This window comes from Bradyrhizobium campsiandrae (assembly GCF_014529705.1).
Lineage (GTDB): Bacteria > Pseudomonadota > Alphaproteobacteria > Rhizobiales > Xanthobacteraceae > Bradyrhizobium > Bradyrhizobium campsiandrae.
Genome location: NZ_JAANIH010000005.1, coordinates 184075 through 205009, shown reverse-complemented (window position 1 = coordinate 205009; position 20935 = coordinate 184075). Strand labels below are relative to the sequence as shown.

The 20935-nt window shown below is 65.2% G+C and carries 19 protein-coding genes; 15 read left to right on the top strand and 4 right to left on the bottom strand.

The annotated features are described in order from the left end of the window. From G8O24_RS05910 to G8O24_RS05895, 4 genes are all read right to left on the bottom strand, one after another. Positions 1–627: Gfo/Idh/MocA family protein (locus G8O24_RS05910; protein ID WP_188097413.1), on the bottom strand; the 627-nt coding region annotated here is incomplete at its 3' end. A gap of 22 nt (positions 628–649) precedes the next feature. Further along, a complete protein-coding gene (locus G8O24_RS05905) occupies positions 650–1498 on the bottom strand; it encodes a carbohydrate ABC transporter permease (RefSeq protein WP_188097411.1) in 849 nt (282 codons plus the stop codon). Then, complete coding sequence (locus G8O24_RS05900; protein WP_188097410.1) at positions 1491–2432, bottom strand: carbohydrate ABC transporter permease; 942 nt, start codon at positions 2430–2432, stop codon at positions 1491–1493. The genes G8O24_RS05905 and G8O24_RS05900 overlap by 8 nt, the downstream gene beginning before the upstream one ends. Positions 2433–2434: 2 nt before the next feature. Beyond that, positions 2435–3694 carry an ABC transporter substrate-binding protein gene (locus tag G8O24_RS05895; protein ID WP_188097408.1) on the bottom strand — a complete coding sequence of 420 codons (1260 nt, stop codon included), beginning with the start codon at positions 3692–3694 and terminating at the stop codon, positions 2435–2437. A 161-nt stretch (positions 3695–3855) separates the two neighbouring features. On the opposite strand from G8O24_RS05895, the gene G8O24_RS05890 reads away from it, so the two are divergent. The 15 genes from G8O24_RS05890 (at position 3856) to G8O24_RS05820 (ending at position 20926) form a co-directional block, all read left to right on the top strand. After that, on the top strand, positions 3856–4614 hold the full coding sequence (locus tag G8O24_RS05890; protein WP_188097406.1) for an SDR family NAD(P)-dependent oxidoreductase: 759 nt from the start codon (positions 3856–3858) through the stop codon (positions 4612–4614). Positions 4615–4874: 260 nt separating this feature from the next. Continuing rightward, positions 4875–6125 (top strand): ABC transporter substrate-binding protein, encoded by a 1251-nt coding sequence (locus tag G8O24_RS05885; protein ID WP_188097404.1) that lies wholly within the window; start codon positions 4875–4877, stop codon positions 6123–6125. A gap of 123 nt (positions 6126–6248) precedes the next feature. After that, a complete protein-coding gene (locus G8O24_RS05880) occupies positions 6249–7076 on the top strand; it encodes a helix-turn-helix transcriptional regulator (RefSeq protein ID WP_188097402.1) in 828 nt (275 codons plus the stop codon). A gap of 190 nt (positions 7077–7266) precedes the next feature. Further along, on the top strand, positions 7267–8277 hold the full coding sequence (locus G8O24_RS05875) for a branched-chain amino acid ABC transporter permease (RefSeq protein ID WP_188097401.1): 1011 nt from the start codon (positions 7267–7269) through the stop codon (positions 8275–8277). Position 8278: 1 nt separating this feature from the next. Beyond that, positions 8279–9358: a branched-chain amino acid ABC transporter permease gene (locus tag G8O24_RS05870; protein ID WP_188097399.1), complete on the top strand. Its 1080-nt coding sequence runs from the start codon at positions 8279–8281 to the stop codon at positions 9356–9358. Next, positions 9351–10133 (top strand): ABC transporter ATP-binding protein, encoded by a 783-nt coding sequence (locus tag G8O24_RS05865; RefSeq protein WP_188097397.1) that lies wholly within the window; start codon positions 9351–9353, stop codon positions 10131–10133. Before G8O24_RS05870 ends, G8O24_RS05865 begins: the two co-directional genes overlap by 8 nt. Continuing rightward, positions 10126–12336, top strand: coding sequence for an ABC transporter permease (locus G8O24_RS05860; RefSeq protein WP_188097395.1), 2211 nt, complete (start codon positions 10126–10128; stop codon positions 12334–12336). The genes G8O24_RS05865 and G8O24_RS05860 overlap by 8 nt, the downstream gene beginning before the upstream one ends. 3 nt (positions 12337–12339) lie before the next feature. Then, entirely contained in the window at positions 12340–13173 is an 834-nt protein-coding gene (locus G8O24_RS05855) for a phosphoenolpyruvate hydrolase family protein (protein ID WP_188097393.1), read from the top strand. Positions 13174–13200: 27 nt separating this feature from the next. Then, complete coding sequence (locus tag G8O24_RS05850; protein WP_188097391.1) at positions 13201–16101, top strand: flotillin family protein; 2901 nt, start codon at positions 13201–13203, stop codon at positions 16099–16101. 9 nt (positions 16102–16110) lie between these two features. Continuing rightward, positions 16111–16548 (top strand): SRPBCC family protein, encoded by a 438-nt coding sequence (locus G8O24_RS05845; protein ID WP_188097390.1) that lies wholly within the window; start codon positions 16111–16113, stop codon positions 16546–16548. Between the two features lie 3 nt (positions 16549–16551). Further along, a complete protein-coding gene (locus G8O24_RS05840) occupies positions 16552–16995 on the top strand; it encodes an SRPBCC family protein (RefSeq protein WP_188097388.1) in 444 nt (147 codons plus the stop codon). Further along, positions 16996–17814, top strand: a complete 819-nt coding sequence (locus G8O24_RS05835; RefSeq protein WP_188097386.1) for an FAD binding domain-containing protein — start codon at positions 16996–16998, stop codon at positions 17812–17814. It begins immediately after the preceding gene. A gap of 5 nt (positions 17815–17819) precedes the next feature. Further along, entirely contained in the window at positions 17820–18296 is a 477-nt protein-coding gene (locus tag G8O24_RS05830) for a (2Fe-2S)-binding protein (protein ID WP_188097384.1), read from the top strand. Positions 18297–18307: 11 nt separating this feature from the next. Beyond that, positions 18308–19903, top strand: coding sequence for a xanthine dehydrogenase family protein molybdopterin-binding subunit (locus tag G8O24_RS05825; protein WP_188097382.1), 1596 nt, complete (start codon positions 18308–18310; stop codon positions 19901–19903). Beyond that, a complete protein-coding gene (locus G8O24_RS05820) occupies positions 19904–20926 on the top strand; it encodes a xanthine dehydrogenase family protein molybdopterin-binding subunit (RefSeq protein ID WP_188097380.1) in 1023 nt (340 codons plus the stop codon). It abuts the gene before it with no gap. Positions 20927–20935 lie beyond the last annotated feature (9 nt).

Sequence of the window (20935 nt, the reverse complement as noted above, 5' to 3'; positions counted from 1 at the left end):
GGTGACCAGACGCTCGGACTTCGGACGCGCGGTCGAGCCCATCACGCTGGCGACCGGTCCCAATAGCTGCACGAGATCTGTGATGTAATACGGACCCATGTCGAGCATCGGCCCGCCGCCGCGCAGATAATAGAAGCCCGGCGCCGGATGCCAGCGCTCGTGGCCGGGGCAGCCGAAGAAGGCGTTGCCCGCCACGGGCGTGCCGATCGCGCCCTCGTCGATCAGCTTGCGCGCGGTCTGGTGCCCACCACCGAGGAAGGTGTCGGGCGCGCAGCCGACGCGAAGGCCCTTCTGCGCGGCGAGATCCATCACCTTGCGGGCTTCCGCGACGTTGATGCCGAGCGGCTTCTCGGAGTGAACGTGCTTGCCGGCGTTGAGCACCGCGAGGCTGACATCGGTATGTGCAAGCGGCACGGTGAGATTGATGACGATCTCGACGTCGTCGCGCTTGAGCAGCTGGTCGACCCGCATCGCCGGCAGGTTGAAGGCGGCACCCTGGCGCTCCGCGACATCGCTGCGCATGTCGGCGAGCGCCCTCACCTCCATGACGGGGAAGCGCTGCGCTGCCTTGAGGTAGGCTGTGCTGATGACACCACAGCCGATGATTCCCACGCCGACTTTTCTCATGATGATCTCCGTGAAGGCTTGTTCATCCCTTGACGGCACCTGCCGTCAGGCCGGCGACGATGTGCTTCTGCGCCAGCAGGAACAGTATGATCGTCGGCAGGATGGTGAGGGTGATGAAGGCCAGGATCAGGTGCCATTCGGACGAATACTCGCCCTGGTAAACCATGATGCCGAGCGGCCAGGGATAGAGCGCATCGGTGTTGAGCATCACCAGCGGCAGCAGATAGGCGTTCCAGCTGTTGACGAAGGTGATGGTGCCGACCGTCGCAAGGATCGGCCGCGACAAGGGCAGCGTCACGTAGCGGAAGAACTTGATGTAACTGCAGCCGTCGACCAGCGCTGCCTCGAGCAGCTCATAGGGGATGTCCTTGAAGAAGCGCCGCAGCAGCAGCACGCTCATGGCCAGGCTGAAGGCGACCTGCGGCAACGCGACGCCGAAATAAGTATCGAGCAGGCCGAGATCGCGTACCCTAATGAACAGCGGCAGCACGGCGGTCGCCGCCGGAAACAAGAGGCCGATCGTCAGATAGCTCAGCAGCATCGATGACCCATAGAACCTCACATGGGCGAAGGTGAACGCCGCCATCGAAGCCGTGATCAGGGTCAAGGTCACCGTGAGGGTCGAGATGATCAGCGAGTTGCGCAGGAGCTGCCAGTAACGCCCCGAAAACAGGATGTCGGCATAGTTCTGCCATTCCCAGTGCTGCGGCAGGCCGAACGGATTGACCCGCAATTCGCCAAGCGATTTGAAGCCGCCGAGCAAGGTCGCAAGCAGCGGCACCAGCACGAAGATGGCAACGATGCCGAGAAATGCCGCCTTGAACAGCACGGCGGGATCGAACAGCGCGCGCGTGGTTCCGACATCACTCATCGCGCATGAACCATCGCTTGTAGGTGAAGGCAAAGGTCACGCAGATCACAAAAAGAATGACGCCGATGGCGCTGCCGTAGCCGACCCGCATCCGCGAAATGCCATTGTTGTAGAGAAAGCTCACCATCGTGTTCGAGGAATCCGCAGGTCCCCCGCGCGTCAGCGGCATGACGAGATCGAACAGCTGCAGCGAGCCGATGATCGCGAAGAATACGGAGAGCCGGATGGTGGGATAGAGCAAGGGAATCACGACATGGCGCAGCGCCTGCGAACGCGTCGCGCCGTCGATGCGCGCGGCCTCGATCAGGCTCTTGTCGAGGCTCTGCAACGCCGCAATGAACAGCATCATGTGGAAGCCAAAATACTTCCAGACGATCACGATCAGCACCGCCAGCATCGCTGTGTCGGTCGAGGCCAAGAGATGCGGCGGCTCGGCGCCGAAAGTGCGCCAGATCGAGGCGACGAGGCCGTAATCGCCGTCGTAGACGAAGCTGAAGATGAGCCCCGTCGCGATCTCGGCCAGGATATAGGGCATGAAGAACAGCATGCGCAGCGCCACCGCCCCGCGAAAGCGCTCGGCGAGCATCAGGGCCAGCGTCAGCGCGAGCGGCAGCTGGATTGCGAGCGAGACGGCGATGATCAGTCCGTTGTTGCGCAGCGCGAGCCAGAAGGCGCGGGTTTCGAGCACGAAGCGGTAATTGTCGAAGCCGATCCAATTGGTGGGCCTGCCGAAGCCATTCCAGTTGAAGCCGGAGTACCAGGCAGCTTCGCCGATCGGCAGCACCACGAACAACGTGAACAGCAGCAAGGCCGGCGGCAGGAACAGGATCAGGACGGTGAAACGGCCGTCCCAGCCCGGGCCTCGGACCGCAGCCTGCGGGACTGCCCCGTCAGCAACACCGATCGGCGATGCGATCGCGATCCGCCGCGCCACCGTCAGTTACCCTGCTTGAACGCCGCATCGATCGCTTTTGCAGCATCCTGCGGGCTCATGCTGCCGCCGGCAATCTCCGCGGTGACGTCGTTGACGACGCGACCGATCGAGGGACCGAGGCTCTGATCGTAGAAGTTCTGGTGATAGTTCGACTTCGCCAGATTGGCGGCGATCAGCTTCATGAAGGAATTGTTGAGGCCGGCGTCCGCGCCCTGCACCACGGGGATGATGTAGCTGCCCGCAGCGAGCCGCGTCTGCACGTCCTTAGAGATGAAGTATTTCAGGAAGTCGACCGCCTCCTTCGGCGAGCCCTTGGTCACCAGCCAGCCGGTGATGCCGCCGAGCGTATCCGTCGGCGCGCCTTTGCCGCCGGGTACGACGGGGAAATCAAACCAGCAGATCTTGTCCTCGCTCAATCCTACCTTGTCGGCGGCGAGCGCGCGCTGCAGATTATAGACCGAGCTGATCGCGAGCGTCATCGCGGCCTTGCCGTCGCCGAAATAGCCGACAGCCTGCGGGTTTTTGAAACCGAGAAAGCCGTTCTGGAACGGCTGGAGATCAACGAGCTGCTTGAACAGCTCGCCGGATTTCTGGAAGGTCTCGCCGGCGAAGCCGCCATTCTCGCCGCGCAGCGCGGCGTCGAACGCCGCCTTGCCGCCGATACGCACGGCAAGGTGGGTCCAGTAGAAGTGCAGCGGCCATTTGTCGGCGCCGCCGACCACGATCGGCGTCATGCCCGCCGCCTTGAGTGTCTTCACCGCGGCGAGCAGATCGTCCCACGTCTTGATGGCGGCGGGATCGACCTTTGCCTTGGCCATCAGCTCCTTGTTGCAGAGGAAGCCGACCTGCGACAGCGAAATGGGCAGGCCATAGACGCGGCCATCGCGCGTGAACGCAGCGAGCGCCGCCGGCGTGATAGTGTCGCTGTAGCCCTTCACCTGGTCGGTGATGTCCTCGAGGACCCCGGCCTCGATCTGCGTCTTCAAGACGCCGCCGGCCCAGCTGTAGATGATGTTCGGCCGATCCTTGGATTGCAGGATGGTCGGCAGCTTGGCCTTGTAGGCCTCGTTCTCGAGGAATTGCATCTCGACCTTCACACCGGGATGCGATGCCTCATAGGCCCGTGCGACCTCTTCCCAGATCTTGACCTGGGCCGGATTCACCTCGATGTGCAGCCATTTGACGGTGGTGTCGGCCGACGCGGAACTGGCCCAAAGCAGGCATGCGGCAGCGGTGAGTCCCAGCTTGGCGAGCAGCCTCATCACGTCCTCCCAATCGGCTCTTGTTCTTTGGCCGCAATCCTGCCTTCAGTTTTTGAGGTACGCAACTAAAATTCTGACCTATGCACCTCACGCGCGAAATGGCTAAGGTCCGCAAAAGAATCGGGCGGCCTTCGCCGCCCGTAACAAACTGAAAGGTTCCCATGGCCGCCATCTATTCCGACCTCGCCGGCAAGGTCGTTCTCGTCACCGGCGGTGCAGCGGGAATTGGCGCTGCAATCGTGCGACGGTTCGCGGAGCAAAAATCCAGGGTCGTGTTCTTTGACATCAAGGTCGACGAGGGCCAACGCCTGGCGCGCGAGCTGTCGGACCAAGGCCTGGCGGCGCATTTTCAGCACGTCGATCTGACCGACATCCCAGCGCTGCGCGCCGGCATCGCGGAGGCACGCAAGGCGCACGGTGCGATCAACATTCTCGTCAACAACGCCGCGCATGACGAACGGCACAAGACCGAGGAGATGACGCCGGACTATTGGGACGACCGCATCGCGGTGAATCTGAAGCATCAGTTCTTTGCCTCGCAAGCCGTGCTGCCGGACATGAAGGCCGCAAACGCCGGCGCCATCATCAATTTCGGCTCGGTGTCGTGGATCGCCGGCCAAGGCGGCATGGCGGCCTACACCGCCAGCAAATCAGGCGTGATCGGGCTGACGCGGTCGCTAGCGCGCGACTACGGTCCCTACAACATTCGCGTCAATGCAATCGCCCCGGGCTGGATCATGACCGAGCGCCAGCTCGAGAAATGGATGACGCCGGCCGGCGAGATCGAACTGCAGCAGCGCCAGTGCCTGAAGCGCCGGCTCGTGCCGGACGAGGTCGCGAAATTCACCATCTTCCTCGCTTCCGACGAGGCCTCTGCCTGCACGGCGCAGCACTACATCGTTGATGGCGGCTGGGTGTGACATGCTTTGAGCATGGTCGCAGCAACTGGACACGGGTTGCCGAATTCATCCCACTGTATTGATCTTCCGCCTGCTGCACCGCGAAACCATCTGCGCCGCAACATCCAAAAATGAGACTGCCCGTCAAGCCGGACGAGGCGTCGACGCATGCATCGCGTGCGACTTCAGCTAGCTTCCTTCCAAAGCCGCGGGCCGCCGAGAGCCACGGGCGCCGCGCCGGTTCGGCGCGGCAACAAATCGACGACACAGGGAGGAGCACAATGTCGAAATGCAGTATTGGACTGCTCGCGCTGAGCAGCCTGTTTCTTTCGGGCGCAGCAATCGCCCAGGAGAAAATCAAGGTCGGCGTGACCGCGACTCTCGAAGGCACCTACACGGTGCTCGGCGAGGACGGCATGCGCGGCCACCAGACGGCTCTCAACGTGCTGGGCAAGAAGATCGGCGACAAGGAGCTCGAATTCATCGTCGCCTCGACCGACGCGACGCCGGACTCCGCGGTCCGCGCGGTCCGCAAGCTGATCGAGCAGGACAGGGTGCAGATCCTGCTGTCGCCGCTGTCCGGCGACGAAGGCATCGCGGTGAAGAATTTCGCGAAGACCCATCCCGAGCTGACCTTCATCAACGCGGCATCGGGCGCGCAGGAGACCACCTATGTCGATCCTGCTCCGAACTTCTTCCGCTACAACATGGACGGCGCGCAGTGGCAGGTGGGCCTCGGCAAATACGCCTATGAGGACAAGAAGTATCGCAAGATCGCAACTGTCGGCGAGGACTATTCCTTCATCTACACCCAGGTGTTCGGGCTGGTGCTCGAATTCTGCGGCTTGGGCGGACAGGTCACCAACCGGCAATGGGTGCCGCTCGGCACCAAGGACTTCGCCTCCGTCATCGCCGCCCTGCCCGACGACGTCGATGCGATCTATCTCGGGCTTGGCGGCGCGGATGCCGTCAACTTCCTGAACCAGTATCAGCAGGCCGGCGGCAAGGCGCATCTGATGGGCGGATCCATCATGATCGACCAGACCATCCTGTCGTCGAAGGGCAACGCCAAGAATGCCCTCATCGGCACCATCGCGGCGAGCGGCCAGGCCGACACCTGGGAGGATCCGGGCTGGCAAAAGTTCGTCAAGGCCTATCAGGACGCCTTCCCGCCCAACAAGCGCTTCCCGAGCCCTTCGCTGCTGGCCACCAACTATTATGGCTCGACGATGGCGCTGATCCTCGCGCTGCGTGAAGTCAACGGCGATCTCAGCGACAATCAGTCGAAGTTCAAGGCCGCACTGGCGAAGATCGAGCTCGACGCGCCCAACGGCAAGATCAAGCTCGACTCCAACCGCCAGGCGATCGGTACCAACTTCGTCACCGAAGTCGTCGATGACGGCAAGGGCGCGCTGTTCAGCAAGGTGGTGAAGGTGATCCCGAATGTGAACCAGACGCTTGGCTACGATCCGGCCGTGTTCTCCAAGATCGGGCTGCCGAGCCGCACCGTGCCGGAATGTAAGAAGTACTGACGCAACCAATCGGCAGTTAGCAACACCGGGGAGCGACCCGCTGACGCGGGCGCTCTCCGCTCTTGCAAATCCGGCCGCGTTGTTGAACGCTGGCTGAAAAGAAGAACGTTCGGGAGGGAAGGCATGAGCCGTGCGCTCGCCGTCTTCCACGGCCGCTTCGGCCGGGCGACGGTCTATCAGTTGAACCGCCCTTTCAATATCCACGCCCATCGAGAAGGTCATCTGATCTTCCATGTCGGCGGCATGCGCGCATGTATCGATGTGTCCGACGGACACTACGATCTCACCGACTCTTCCGTCGTCGCGGTCAATCCGTGGGAGCCGCACAACTTCCTGCCGACCGATCTCGATGGCGGCGCCATCTTCTTCGTGCTCTATGTCAATGCCGAATGGTTCGCGCCGGACGCCCCTGGTTCCGACCGGCTGCGTTTCGGCCGCACCCAGTTCAGGCGCACGCCTGCGCTCGACAAGCACATCAGGCGGACCGCCGCGCTCGTGTGCGGCGCGCCGTCGCTCTCCAGCCTCGATTCGGAACTGAGGCAGCTGATCGACATCTGCTACGACGAAAGCTGGCAGCAGGCGGAGATCGCGCGCGATCCGCGCGCAAGCGGTTCCGTCACCGATTTTCGCGTACGCAAATGCATCAAGATGATGTCGGAGAGTCCCGGCGCCGAGATCGAGCTCGACGCCATCGCGCGGGAGTCCGGCCTGTCGCGGCCGCACTTCTACCGGTTGTTCCGCGTCCAGACCGGCATCACCCCGAATCTCTATCTCAACACCCTGATCATGGAACAGGCGCTCGAGGCAGTGGTCACCGGCGAGACGCCCATCGCCGACATCGGCTTCGATCTCGGCTTCTCGTCGCAGAGCGGATTCACCCGCTTCTTCGCCGCCAATGTGGGGATGGCGCCGACTGATTATCGTCGCGCAGCCAAGGTTTTGCGCGGCTGACGGGCCACGAAAAGATACTCACGATCAAACGTCGCCCTCCCCGCCCGGCTAGGATGTCGGCAACGCGATCCCGAGACGATCGCGACCGACGGGAGCGCACGTCCATGGCAAGGCCTGCAGCCGCTGCAAGGCTGTCCGACCTGCATTCGATGAGCTATCGGCGTGCCGCCCCAACAACCGGGCGGCGCATATGAGCCGTTTCATCGAACGCCATCCTGCCTGGGCGCTGATCGTCATCATCGCGGTCGCAATAGCGCTCTGGCTGATCTTCGCCGTCTGGCCGCCGGGTCTCGAAGAGGCGATCGGCCGCAAGCGGGTCTTCCTCAACGCCGTCTTCAACGGCATCACGCTCGGAGGCCTCTACTTTCTCGTCGCCAGCGGTTTCACGCTGATCTTCGGCCTGATGCGCAACGTCAATCTCGCCCACGGCTCGCTCTATCTGTTCGGCGGCTATGTCGGCTACGCCATCAGTACATCGACCGGCTCCTGGATCCTCGGATTCATCGTTGCCTTCGTCCTGACTGCCCTGGTCGGCGTTCTGCTTCAGGTGATCGTGTTCCGACGCATGGAAGGCCAAGATCTCAGACAGACCATGGTGACGATCGGACTGTCGATCGTGTTCGCCGATCTCATGCTGTGGGCCTGCGGCGGCGATTTCTACCAGATCCAGACGCCCGGCTGGCTGATCGGGCCTGTGGACCTGCCGCTGATCACCGCGGTGAAATCCTCGGGCGAGCCGGTCTATCTCAGATACCCGATGGTGCGGCTCGTGATCTTCGCGGCGTCCGTCGTGATCGGGCTCGCGATGTGGCTTGCGCTCAACCGCACCCGGATCGGCATGATCATCCGCGCCGGCGTCGACGATCGCGACATCCTCGCGGCAACTGGCGTGCGCATCCAGCTCGTCTTCGTGCTGGTGTTCGCCTTCGGCGCGGGACTTGCGGGCATTGCCGGCGTCGTCGGCGGCACCTTCCAGTCCTTGTCGCCCGGGGAGGACATCCGCTTCCTGCTCGCCTCGCTCGTCGTCGTGATCGTCGGCGGCATGGGCTCGATCCCCGGTGCAGCGCTCGGCGCGCTGATCATCGGCCTCGCCGAGCAGCTCGGCTCGGTCTACATCCCGACCTACGCCATCGTCGTGACCTTCCTGATCATGGTGCTTGTGCTGGCTATCCGGCCGCAGGGCCTATTGGCGAGGCGCTGAGATGTCGCTCGCCCACGACGCCCGCGTCCCCGCTCGTCCCGCGCTGGCGCAGCGCCCCGCGCGGACATGGCCGGAGATCAACAATCCCGCTGCCTGGATCGTCGCGGCCATCCTCGTGATCATGCCGCTGATCGCCAACGGCTTCTTCCTGATCGAGATCTTCGCGACCGCGCTGATCCTCGGCATCATGGCACTGAGCCTGATGTTCCTCGCCGGCTACGGCGGCATGGTCAGCCTGATGCAGCTCACCATCGCCGGCTTCACCGCCTACATGGTCGCCGTATTCGGGGTCAGCGGCAACACCAATATCAGCCTGGGCTGGCCGTGGTGGCTCGCTGTCCCGATGGCGCTGGCGCTGGCGACCGCGTTCGGCACGCTCGGCGGCGCACTCGCGGTACGCACTGAGGGCATCTACACCATCATGATTACGCTCGCGATCGGCGCGGCGTTCTACTATTTCACCAACCAGAACTGGGCGATCTTCAACGGCCATACCGGGATCAACACCGTGGCCACGCCGCACTTCTGGGGCGTGAACTGGCGCGCGGACATTCCTTTCTATTATGTCGTGCTCGCGGTCGCCGCGCTCTGCTATTTCGCGGTCGAATATCTCGCGCGCGCCCCGTTCGGCCTCGCGCTTCAGGGCGTGCGCGACAATCCGAGGCGCATGGCTGCGCTGGGCTTCAACGTCAACGCCCATCGCGTCGCCGCCTATGCCTTCGCGTCCTTCGTCGCCGCGCTCGCCGGCGTTCTCCAGGTCTGGAACTATCGGCAGATTTCGCCGGGCTCGGTCAGCGTCGGTGCCTGCATCGACGTGTTGATCATCGCCGTCGTCGGCGGCATCACCCGGCCGATCGGTCCCTTCATCGGCGCTCTCATCTTCGTGCTGCTGCGCACTTTCGCGCTCGACTTCCTGGTCCGGCTCGGACTCGACGGCAATCGTTTCCGCCTCCTGATCGGGCTCGGCTTCCTCGCCATCGTGTTCTGGTCCTCGGATGGCGTGATCGGCCTGTGGCAGCGCTGGCGTCAAAGTCATCGTCCCCGCAGCGATCGCCCTGCCGGAGGGCGCGGCCATGGATAGCGTCGCCCAGCGGCTTTCCGCCGTCGGCGCTGGCGCAGCGCTAGAGCTGCGCGGCGTGACGCGGCTGTTCGGCGCGCTCGCCGCGCTGACCGACGTCACCATCACAGTGCGTCCGGGCGAGCGGCGCGCGGTCCTCGGCTCCAACGGCGCCGGCAAGACCACGCTGTTCAACTGCATCACCGGCGACTTCCTGCCCTCCTCCGGCACCATTCGCTTCTTTGGCGAGGACGTCACCCACTTCCCTCCCTATGAACGCATCCGCCGCGGGCTGCGCCGGACCTACCAGATCTCGGCACTGTTTCCCGGTCTCAGCGTGCAGGACAACGTCTACCTCGCCTGCCGCGGCGTCTCGCGCGGACGTTTCTCGTTCCTGCGTCCGGGAAAGAACGACGCCCTGATGCATGCCGCCGACAACCTCGTGCAGGCCGTACACCTGTCCGCCGTGAAGGACCAGCGCGTGGCCGAGCTCGCGCATGGCCAGCAGCGTCAGCTCGAGATCGCGCTCGCGCTTGCCGGCGCCCCGCGCTTCGTCCTGTTCGACGAGCCGGCCGCGGGCCTGTCGCCCACCGAGCGGGCCGAGCTGATCGAGATCCTGACCTCCCTGCCCGCTCATATCGGCTACATCATCATCGAACACGACATGGACGTGGCCTTGCGCGTCGTCGAAAGCGTCACGATGATGCACAACGGCCGCGTGTTCAAGGAAGGCCTGCCGCAGGAAATCCAGTCCGATCCCGAGGTGCAGGAACTCTATCTCGGAGGCGGCCATGACTGAGACCCGCCGCAGCAATGCCGCGCTCGAGGTCCGCGGCCTCGACGTCTACTATGGTCACTCGCACGCGCTGCAGGGCGTCGATCTCACGCTGGAAAGCGGCGTGTTCTCCGTCGTCGGCCGCAACGGCATGGGCAAGACCACGCTGTGCAAGGCGATCATGGGCCTCGTTGGCGTGAGCGGTGGCTCGATCCGCGTTCGCGGTGAGGACATCACGCGGCGGCCGCCGGCGCAGATCGCCCGGCTCGGCGTCGGCTATGTGCCGCAGGGACGCCGTCTCTGGCGCTCGCTCAGCGTCGACGAGCATCTGCAGCTTGCCGGTGGCATGCGGCAAGGGGCCTGGACCATCGAGCGCATCTACGACACCTTCCCGCGCCTCGCCGAACGAAGGGGACACGGTGGCGGCCAATTGTCGGGCGGCGAGCAACAGATGCTGGCGATCTCGCGAGCGCTGCTCACCAACCCGCATCTGTTGATCATGGACGAGCCGACCGAAGGGCTCGCGCCCGTCATCGTCGCGCAGGTTGAGGACATGCTGCTCCAGCTCGGCGAGGATGACGACATGGCCGTGCTCGTGATCGAGCAGAACATCGGCGTCGCCACGGCGATCTCGCGCAACGTCGCGATCATGGTCAATGGCCGCATCAACCGCATCATCGACTCCGGCCAACTTGCCGCCGACCGCGAGCTCCAGCAGCGCCTGCTCGGCGTCGGACTTCACGCCGAACTCGAGCCCGATGGCGACATCTCCCCGTCAGGTCCCGAGACGAGGCCCGCCCCGGCGCCGCGCCCTGACGGGCCGATCCGCATTTACATCTCCAACCCGACGCTGCCGACGCGATGGTCCCAACCCGTGCCCATCGCCCGCATCGAGGCAGCAGCCCGCACGGTCTCGACGCATGTCGCACGGCTGGAAGGGACGATGCGGCGCCAGCGGGAGGCGGCGGCGCCGCCGACCACAGGCCCGCCGGTCGTGCTGGTCGTCGGCACGCTCGACACCAAGGGCACCGAATTGCGTTTCATCCGCGACGTCATCGCAGGAACCGGTCTCCGGACCCGCCTGGTCGATGTTTCGACCAGTGGCAGGCATTCCAGCTGCGATGTCTCTGCGCAGGAGATTGCCCTGAACCACGGCCGCGGCGGATCCGCCGTATTCGGCGCCGATCGGGGCACTGCCGTGACCGCGATGGCCGATGCATTCGCCAACTGGCTGCGGCGTCAGGGCAATGTCGCCGGCGTGATCTCGGCCGGCGGTTCGGGGGCGGCATCGCTGGTCGCGCCGGCCATGCGCGCCCTTCCCGTCGGTGTGCCAAAGCTGATCATCTCCTCGGTCGCCTCGGGCGACGTCGGGCCTTATGTCGGCCCCGCCGATATCACGATGATGTACTCGGTCACCGACGTCCAAGGGTTGAACTCGATCTCGCGCGCCGTTCTGGCCAACGGTGCCAATGCGCTCGCCGGCATGGTCAAGGCGCGGATCGATACGCCTGCTGCGACGACGCGCGAGGCCGGCGCTCTGCCTTCGGTCGGAATCACCATGTTCGGCGTCACCACGCCGGCCGTGCAGAAGATCACCGCCGATCTGCGCGATGACTTCGAGTGCCTGGTCTTCCATGCCACCGGGGTCGGCGGCCGTTCCATGGAAAAGCTCGTCGAGTCCGGTCAGCTCTCGGGCGTCATCGACCTCACCACGACTGAAATCTGCGACCTCCTGATGGGAGGCGTATTTCCTGCGACCGAGGATCGCTTCGGCGCAATCATCCGCACGCGCCTCCCCTATATCGGCTCGGTCGGCGCGCTCGACATGGTCAATTTCGGCGCGCCCGACACCATCCCCGAGCGCTACCGCGGCCGCAAATTCCACGTCCACAATCCGCAGGTGACGCTGATGCGGACCACGGCCGAAGAGAACGAGCGCATGGGCCGCTGGATCGCCGACCGGCTCAACCAGATGGACGGCCCTGTGCGCTTCTTCTTGCCCGAGGGCGGCGTGTCCGCGCTCGATGCGCGAGGTCAGCCGTTCTGGGATCCGGATGCTGACGCCGCGCTGTTCCGCGCGCTGGAACGCAACGTGCGACAGACCGGCAACCGCCAGCTCATTCGCACGCCCAAGAACATCAACGATCCCGACTTCGCCGCCGCCATCGCCAGCGCGTTCCGAACGCTGTTCGGCCGCACCGGCACGCGGCGGAGACTAGCGAGGTGACCGATGGCCAGGTTTGAACGCGCAGCCCTTCTGAAGACGTTTCGCGACATGGCGAGGCGCGGTGAGCCAATCGTCGGCGGCGGCGCCGGCACCGGCCTGTCGGCAAAATGCGAGGAGGCCGGCGGCGTCGATCTCATCGTGATCTACAATTCCGGTCGCTACCGCATGGCCGGCCGCGGCTCGCTCGCTGGCCTGATGGCTTACGGCGATGCCAATGCCATCGTGCTGGAAATGGCCGGCGAGGTGCTGCCGGTGGTCACCCGAACGCCGGTGCTTGCGGGCGTCAACGGCACCGATCCGTTCCGCGACATGGACGTGTTTCTCGACCAGCTGAAGGCGCTCGGATTTGCGGGTGTCCAGAACTTTCCGACCGTCGGCCTGATCGACGGCACCTTCCGCGCCAATCTCGAAGAGACCGGCATGTCCTACGCGCTCGAGATCGACATGATCGCCAAGGCGCACGACAAGGACATGCTGACGACACCCTACGTGTTCAGCGAGAAGGAAGCCGCCGCGATGGCGATCGCCGGCGCCGACATCATCGTCTGTCACATGGGCCTGACGACCGGCGGCACGATCGGCGCCCAGACCGCGCCGAAGCTCGAGGACTGTCCCGCGCAGATCGACATCTGGGCCTCCGCCGCGCTCAGCGTCAATCCGGGGATCCTGGTGCTGGCCCATGGCGGTCCGATCGCCGATCCCGCCGACGCTGATTTCATCATGAAGAACACCCGCCATTGCCACGGCTTCTACGGCGCTTCCTCAATGGAGCGGCTGCCGGTGGAGCGGGCGCTGACGGAGCAGGTGCGGCAATTCAAGGCGATCGGCGCGCGCTGACGCCTGATAGGTTCGAGGGAGGGAAAGATGTCAGGGATGCTGGTCGGTGAGTTGATCCTCTGGCTGATCGTCGCGATCGTCGTGATCGTGGTCGGCGTCTATATCGTGAACTGGCTCTACCATCGGTCCTCCAAGGAGACCTCGTTCGTCCGGACCGGTTTCCTCGGCGAGCGCGTGGTGATCAATGGCGGCGCCTTCGTGCTGCCGTTCATCCACGACTACACGCCTGTGAACATGAACGTGCTGCCGATGGGCATCGTGCGTTCGCGGCAGGATGCCGTGATCACCCGCGACCGCATGCGCGTCGACATCGAGGCCGACTTCTATGTTCGCGTGCAGCCGACCCGCGAAGCCGTCTCGATCGCGGCCGCCACGCTCGGCCGCCGCACCATGGAACCGGGGCAGTTGCACGCCCTGCTGGCCGGCAAGTTCATCTCCGCGATCCGTTCAGTCGCCTCCGAAATGACGATGGAGGAGATGCACGAGCGGCGCGGCGACTATGTCGCGCGCGTCAAGACCAATGCGGCCGAGGCGCTCGCCCAGAACGGCCTCGAGCTGGAATCCGTCGCGATCACCGATCTCGACCAGACCGACCTCGAATTCTTCAACCCGTCGAACCGGTTCGACGCGGAAGGCCTGACGCGGCTGATGGAGGACATCGAAGCCAAAAGGAAGCTGCGCAACGACATCGAGCAGGACTCGATGATCAAGATTCGCTCCCGCAATCTCGAAGCCGAGCGGCAGGCGCTGGAGATCGAGCGTGAGAGCGAGACGGCGCGCCTCGAGCAGGAGCGCGACATCGAGATGCGCCGTGCGCTCCAGCGCACGGAAGTCGCCCGCGAACGGGCGCTCCGCGAGACTGAGGCCGAACAGGCGCAGATTTCGGCCCGCGAGGCCATCGAGCGCGCCCGCATTGCCAACGACCAGGCGATCGCGGAAGCCCGCATCGCCTCGGAGCGCGAGACCCGTCAGAGGGAGATCGAGCGAACCCGCACCATCGAGGAGAAGGAGCTGCTGGCGCGCGAGGAGATCGAAAAGACCAGGATCGCGAACCAGCGCTCGATCGACACCACCCGCATCGCCTCCGAGCGCGAGGTCCGCCAGCGAGAGATCGAGCGGATGCGCACGGTCGAGGAAGCCGAGATCGCGGCCCGCGAGGCGATCGAGAAGGCCCGGATCCAGCAGGACCGCGTCGTCACCGATGCCCGCATCGCCAACGAAGAGGAGACGCGGCGCCGCGAGATCGAGCGCACCCGCGCCGTGGACGAAGCCGAGATCGCCGCGCGCGAGGCCACCGAGAAGGCCCGCATTTCCCAGACCATGACCGTCAATGTCGAGCGCATCTCCTCCGACGAGCGCACGCGTGCGCTCGAGATCCAGCAGGTCCGCACCATCCAGGAGGCCGAGATCGAGGCGCAGCGCGCCGTCGAAGCCGCCCGCATCGCCCGCGAGCGGACGCTCGCCGCCGAGCGCATCGCCGCCGAGCAGAACACGCGTCAACTGGAGATCGAGCGCAACCAGGCGCTCGACGTCGCCGGCATTGCCGCGCGCGAAACCACCGAGGCCTCGCGCATCGCCCAGGAGGAGCGCGTTCGCTCGCTGGAGATCGCCCGCAATCGCGCCGTCGAGGAAGCCGACATCGCCTCGCGCGAGGCGATCGAGGCCGCCCGGATCGCCCAGGAGAAGGCGGTCGCGGCCGAGCGCATCCAGGCCGAGCGCGACACGCGCTCGCTCGAGATCGAGCGCACCGGCATTCTGGAAGCCGCCGAGCTGAAACGGCGCGATGCCATCGAGCGCCAGCGCATTACCGTCGATCTGGCGCTGGAGGCCGAGCGGATCAATTCGTCCAAGAAACGCGAGGTGCTCAATATCGAGCAGAAGAAGGCGATCGAGATCGCCGACGAAGATCGCGTCATCGCGCTGTCCGCCAAGAAGTCCGAGCGGATCGATGCGGACCGCCAGGTCCGGCAGGCCGAGATCGTCGCCCGCAAGGAGGTCGAGACCACAGATGTCTCGCGTGAGCAGGCGCTGGAGGCCGCCCGCCTGGAGCGCCGCCGCGCGATCGAGCAGCTCGAGGTGGCCCGCGTCCAGTCGCTGCAGGAGGCCGAGATCGCCTCCCGCGAGGAAGTGGAGCGTGCCCGCATCGCCTCTGATCGTGGCCTCGACGAAGCCCGGATCGGCCGCGAGCGCGAGTTACGCAAGCTGGAGGTGAACCGTGAGAAGGAGGTCGAGACGGTCCTGATGGAGAAAGCGATCGCGATTCATCAGAAGTCGCTTGAGGAATCGGCCGCCAAGGCGATGGCGGAGGAAGCCCGGATGCGCGCCACCGAGGCCACCGAACGCGTCATCACAGCGCGCGAGAGCGAGATCGCAAAGCGTCGCAAGACGGTCGAGGTACTGCTCGCCGAGAAGCAGGCCGAGGAGACCCGGATTGCCGCCGAGGCCGAGCGTGTGCGCGCGGCCGTCGAGGCCGAGGCGCAGCGGATGCTCAACGAGGCGGAGAACGTACTCACCGACCAGGCGCGCTACTCGCTGTTCCGCCGAAAGCTGCTCGACCGCATCGAGGGAATCGTGCGCGAGAGCGTCAAGCCGATGGAGAAGATCGAGGGCATCCGCATCCTCCAGGTCGACGGTCTCAATGGCAATGGGAATGGTGGCAATGGCGGCCGCAGCGCCACTGACGAGGTGATCGACTCCGCCTTGCGTTATCGCGTCCAGGCGCCGCTGATCGACTCCATCCTATCCGACATCGGGGTCGAGGGCGGCAGCCTCGCCAAGATGCCCGGCCTGATCCGCGAAGCCCGCGACATGCAGGGCATCAAGGACTCCGCGCGCAAGGGCGGCGGCGAGAAACCTGCGGCCTCCACGCCTGCGGCCGAAGGTAGTGGCGAGCCGCCGGCCGAGCGCGGGCCACGGAAGAAGAGCTGAGGTCGCGCCATGGCCCGCATCTACGTCTCCACCGTCGTCAATGCCCGCAACGATCGCGTCTGGGCGCGGGTGCGCGATTTCAACGGCCTGCCGAACTGGCACCCGGCCATCGCCGAGAGCCGCATCGAAGGCGGCGAGCCCGCCGACAAGATCGGTTGCGTCAGGGACTTTCGCCTGCGCAACGGCGACCGCATCCGCGAGAAGCTGCTCGGGCTCTCGGATTACGACATGTTCTGCACCTATTCGATCCTGGAATCGCCGATGGGGGTCGAGAATTACGTCGCGACCCTCCGGCTCACGCCCGTCACCGACGGCGACCAGACGTTTGTGGAATGGACCGCGGAATTCGACTGCGCGCCGGAGCGGGAGCCCGAGCTCGTCACCAATATCGGCGGCGGCGTGTTCCAGGGCGGGTTCGATGCCCTCAAGCGCGTGTTCGGAGGCTAGCCGGTGCCACACATCGTCAAGAGCACCATCCTCGATGCGCCGACCGATGCGGCTTGGTCGGTGCTGCGCGATTTCAACGGGCATGATCGCTGGCACCCCGCAGTCGCAACCTCTTCCATCGAACGCGCGCAGGCATCGGACAAGATCGGCTGCGTCAGGCGCTTCAAGCTCAAGGACGGCGCCGAGCTGCGCGAGCAATTGCTGGCACTGTCCGATCTCGAACAAAGCTTCAGCTACTGCCTGCTCGATACCCCGATCCCGATGTTCAACTACGTCGCCCATGTCCGCCTGCTGCCGGTGACCGACGGCGACCGCACCTTCTGGCATTGGGAATCCCGCTTCACCACGAAGCCGGAGGATCGCGACCGCATCGCCCACATGGTCGCTGAAAACATTTATCAAGCCGGATTCGACGCAATCCGCCGCCATCTGAAGGAGGCCGCCTAGATGGCCGTGACAGTGAAGACCTTTGCGAGCGCCAGCGAGGCGGCCGGAGCGCTGTCCTCGGACCGCAGCGCGCGCTATCTCGGCGGAGGCACGCTGGTGATGCGGGCGCTGAACGAGGGCGACGTTTCGATCTCGACCATCGTTCGCGCACAGGACCAGGCGCTGACCCGGATCGAAGCCTCCGGCCCGCGCGTCACGCTGGGCGCCAGCGTCACCTTCGCGCGCATCCTTGCCGAGCGTGACCTTTCCTTCCTGCACGCCCCTGCCCGTTCCATCGGCGGCCCGGCGGTACGCAACATGGGCACCGTTGGCGGCAACCTCTTTGCGCCGAACCCCTACGGGGATTTCACCGTCGCGCTGCTGGCGCTCGATGCCACCGTCGCTGTGCAAGGCGGCTTTGGCTCGCGCGATATCGGAATCGAAGAATTCCTGCAGGCGCGCGATCGGCAGGCCGGGACGTTGGTGCTGTCGATCTCGTGCACCCGGCCGGCAAGCGTCGAGGCATTCCGCTATCGCAAGATCGCGCGCATCAAGCCGAAGGGCGGTTCGGTCATCACGCTGGCCGCGCATCTGCCGATCTCGGGAGGCCGGATCGCTGGGGCCCGGATCGCGCTGGGCTCAATGGCTCCGACGCAGATCCGCGCACGCGCGGCCGAGCGGGCGCTCGAGGGCCGTTCGCTGGATGCGGCGACCATTGCCGCCGCGGCATCCGCTGCCACCGAAGGAACATCGCCCTCCGACAACGCGCTGGGCAGCGCGTGGTATCGCCGCGAGATCGTCGGCGTTCATCTGCGCCGCCTGCTGTCCGGACAGGAATAGAGCCAATGTCCAAGATTCCCTTGCAATTTCGTCACAACGGGCGCGAGGTCGCGATCTTCGTCGACGGCGGCACCAATCTGTTGGTGGCGCTGCGCGAGCTGATCGGCGATATGACGCCGAAATTCGGCTGCGGCCAGGGCGGCTGCGGCACCTGTAGTGTGATGATCGATGGTGAGCTTCACCTCTCCTGCCTGACCCTGGCAGAGACTGTGACTGGACGCTCGGTCGAAACGCTCGACGGCATGAAGCAGGGACCGAACCTGCATCCGCTGCAGCGCGCCTTCGCCGACAATTTTGCCGCCCAGTGCGGCTACTGCACGCCAGGCATGTTGATGGCTGCAAAAGCCCTGCTCGACCGCAACCCCTCGCCGAGCCGCGACGAGGTCATCGAGGCCATCTCCGGCAATATCTGCCGCTGCACCGGCTATGAGCCGATCATCAATGCCATCCTCGCCGTCGCCGGCGGCCGGGTCAGCGCCTGAAGGACGTCACCATGCTGGAATTGCGCAAGGACATTTTCGCCGACGAGCGCGACGATAATTTGAAGGAGATCGGCAAGGGCACGCAGCGCCAGGACATGCTAGGCCATGTCACGGGCACATCGAGCTACTTTAATGACCACAAGCTTCAGGGCATGCTGCACCTGAAGGTCGTGCGCTCGACGCAGGCGCATGCACGGATTCGCCGCATCGACACGTCAGAGGCCGAGCGGTCCGCCGGCGTGCGCCGGATCATCCGCGGCGCCGACGTACCTGTGAATCTCAACACGCTGCTCAGCCTGATCAATTTCGGCAAGGACGATGAGCCGTCGCTCGCCGTCGACAAGGTCCGCTACAAGGGCGAACCAATCGTCGCCATCGTCGCCGACAGCGAGCGCGAGGCCTTCGAGGCGATCGCAAAAGTCAGGATCGACTATGGGCCGCTGCCGGCCCTGTTCGACGTCGAGGACGCGCTCAAACCCGGCGCCCCCGTGGTCAACGAGACTTACCCGAAGAACACGTTCACCTACCACGAGACCTACGACCACCAGCGGCTTCGGTTCGGCGATGCCGATGCGGCGCTGGGGACTGCCGATCACGTGCTGGAGCAGCGCTACCAGATGTCGCCGATCGAGCACGCGCCGACCGAGACCAATGGCGCCATCGCCGCACCCGACACCAACGGCCGCTATGTCGTCTACACCTCGACCCAGGCGCTGTTCTTCTCGGTCGACACCTGCGCCAAGATCCTCGACGTCCCCTCGAACACCTTCCACTTCATCGGCGGCACCGTGGGCGGCGGCTTTGGCGGCAAGGTGGATACGCTGACCGAACCGCTCGCCATCCTCGGCGCCATGCTGACCGGAAAGCCCGTACGCTACGTGTTCGGACGCGAGGAGGAGATGCAATACGGCCCCCCGCGCGGCGCCGAGCGCATCTACATCAAGGACGGCGTGATGCGCGACGGCCGCATCGTCGCGCGCAAGATCCGATGCTATTTCGACAGCGGCGCCTATACGCGCCTCTCCAGCTACGCGGCGGTGAAATGCGCCGCGCATCTGCCGGGGCCCTACACCATCCCCAACGTCTATGGCGATGTCTATTGCGTCTTCACCAACCGCACGCCGGCGACCGCGATGCGCGGCTTCGGTGTGACCGCGATGGATTTTGCCATCGAGTGCCAGATGGACAAGCTGGCGAACCTCGTCGGCATGGATCCGATGGAGTTTCGCATCCTCAACGCCTATCGCGACGGCGACATGAAGGCGCACCGGCGCGAGGCCAAGAACACCGCGCTGATCGAATGCGTGCAGGTCGCGGCTGAGAAAGCAAAGTGGCCGATCCGCGACGAGTTCAAGCGCGCCTCCTCGCGCAAGGACGGCGGCGGCAGCCGCGCCGTGATCCCGCCGACACCCACGGACTCTTCGCGCGCACGATCCACTGCTCCGGTGCAGCAGCGTACCAGCTACGACCGGCTGCCGCCCACCGTCACCCGTGAACCGCCGCGCGAGCCGCCACCGCCGGCTCCGCCGCCACCCTCGCCGCGGCCGTCAGCGCCATCGCACGGCGCAACCCGTTTCTCCTCCGTCTTCGGCACCAGGAGGCGCTAGATGACCCGGCATCGCGGACGCGGCATGGCATCGATCAACTATCCCATCGGCATGAATCTCGGCGGCGATCCCAGCCAGGCGCTGGTGCATTCCAACCCGAGCGGCAAGTTCACGGTGGCGCTGTCGTCGATCGATCTCGGCCAGGGCATGAAATCGGTGACGCGGCAGATTTGCGCGGAGACGCTGGGCGTGCCTGTCGAGGACGTCTATGTCGACACGGCAGATTCCGACACCGGCCCGCACTGCATGGGCTCGTTCGCCTCGCGCGGAACGCATCGCGTCGGCAACGCCGTGATGGCCGCAGCGCGCGAGGCGCGCGGCGTCATGATGGAGGCCGCCGCCGAGGAACTGGAGGTCAACGCCGCCGATCTCGAGACCGACGGGCGCGGCAACATCCACGTCAAGGGCGCGCCGCACCGCTCGATCTCGACCAAGGACGTCGCGATCGCCGCGCAGTTCAAGCAGGGCAGGACCATCTCCGGCCGTGGCATCTTCCTGGTGCCGCTCTCGGAGGTGAATCCGGAGACCGGCGAGATGTCGCCTGCGACCTGTTACGCGCACGCATGCCTCGTCGCCGAGGTCGATGTCGACGACGAGACCGGCGAAGTGGCCATGATACGGATGGACTCGGCTTACGAGCTCGGCCGTGCGCTCAATCCCCGCCTGGTCGAGCAGCAGCTCGTCGGCGGCGCCTGGATGGGTGTCAGCCACGCGCTCTATGAGACGCCAGAGCCTTATTATCCCGAGCCCGTGCACGGCCCGCGCGACTTCGTCGAATATCTGATGCCGGGCCCCGGCGACATCTGCCCGCACGATATCGCGGTGCTGGAGCGCCCTGCCCCGGATGGTCCGTTCGGCGCGAAAGGTCCTGGCGAGATGTGCGCAAACCCGGTGCTGCCGGCCGTGGCCAACGCGATCTTCAACGCGGTCGGCGTGCGCATCGACGACCTGCCGATCACGCCCGAGAAGGTGCTGCGCGCGATCAAGGCCCAGGGCGGCGCACGGCCGCAGGCGCGGCGCTAGAGGCTTTGG

Bases quoted from the DNA above. Each gene is read 5' to 3' on its own strand.
- G8O24_RS05865 (WP_188097397.1), top strand. From the start codon at position 9,351: ATGGATAGCGTCGCCCAGCGGCTTTCCGCCGTCGGCGCTGGCGCAGCG.
- G8O24_RS05870 (WP_188097399.1), top strand. From the start codon at position 8,279: ATGTCGCTCGCCCACGACGCCCGCGTCCCCGCTCGTCCCGCGCTGGCG.
- G8O24_RS05880 (WP_188097402.1), top strand. From the start codon at position 6,249: ATGAGCCGTGCGCTCGCCGTCTTCCACGGCCGCTTCGGCCGGGCGACG.
- G8O24_RS05820 (WP_188097380.1), top strand. From the start codon at position 19,904: ATGACCCGGCATCGCGGACGCGGCATGGCATCGATCAACTATCCCATC.
- G8O24_RS05860 (WP_188097395.1), top strand. From the start codon at position 10,126: ATGACTGAGACCCGCCGCAGCAATGCCGCGCTCGAGGTCCGCGGCCTC.
- G8O24_RS05825 (WP_188097382.1), top strand. From the start codon at position 18,308: ATGCTGGAATTGCGCAAGGACATTTTCGCCGACGAGCGCGACGATAAT.
- G8O24_RS05850 (WP_188097391.1), top strand. From the start codon at position 13,201: ATGTCAGGGATGCTGGTCGGTGAGTTGATCCTCTGGCTGATCGTCGCG.
- G8O24_RS05890 (WP_188097406.1), top strand. From the start codon at position 3,856: ATGGCCGCCATCTATTCCGACCTCGCCGGCAAGGTCGTTCTCGTCACC.
- G8O24_RS05855 (WP_188097393.1), top strand. From the start codon at position 12,340: ATGGCCAGGTTTGAACGCGCAGCCCTTCTGAAGACGTTTCGCGACATG.
- G8O24_RS05875 (WP_188097401.1), top strand. From the start codon at position 7,267: ATGAGCCGTTTCATCGAACGCCATCCTGCCTGGGCGCTGATCGTCATC.
- G8O24_RS05885 (WP_188097404.1), top strand. From the start codon at position 4,875: ATGTCGAAATGCAGTATTGGACTGCTCGCGCTGAGCAGCCTGTTTCTT.
- G8O24_RS05845 (WP_188097390.1), top strand. From the start codon at position 16,111: ATGGCCCGCATCTACGTCTCCACCGTCGTCAATGCCCGCAACGATCGC.
- G8O24_RS05830 (WP_188097384.1), top strand. From the start codon at position 17,820: ATGTCCAAGATTCCCTTGCAATTTCGTCACAACGGGCGCGAGGTCGCG.
- G8O24_RS05905 (WP_188097411.1), bottom strand. From the start codon at position 1,498: ATGAGTGATGTCGGAACCACGCGCGCGCTGTTCGATCCCGCCGTGCTG.
- G8O24_RS05895 (WP_188097408.1), bottom strand. From the start codon at position 3,694: ATGAGGCTGCTCGCCAAGCTGGGACTCACCGCTGCCGCATGCCTGCTT.
- G8O24_RS05835 (WP_188097386.1), top strand. From the start codon at position 16,996: ATGGCCGTGACAGTGAAGACCTTTGCGAGCGCCAGCGAGGCGGCCGGA.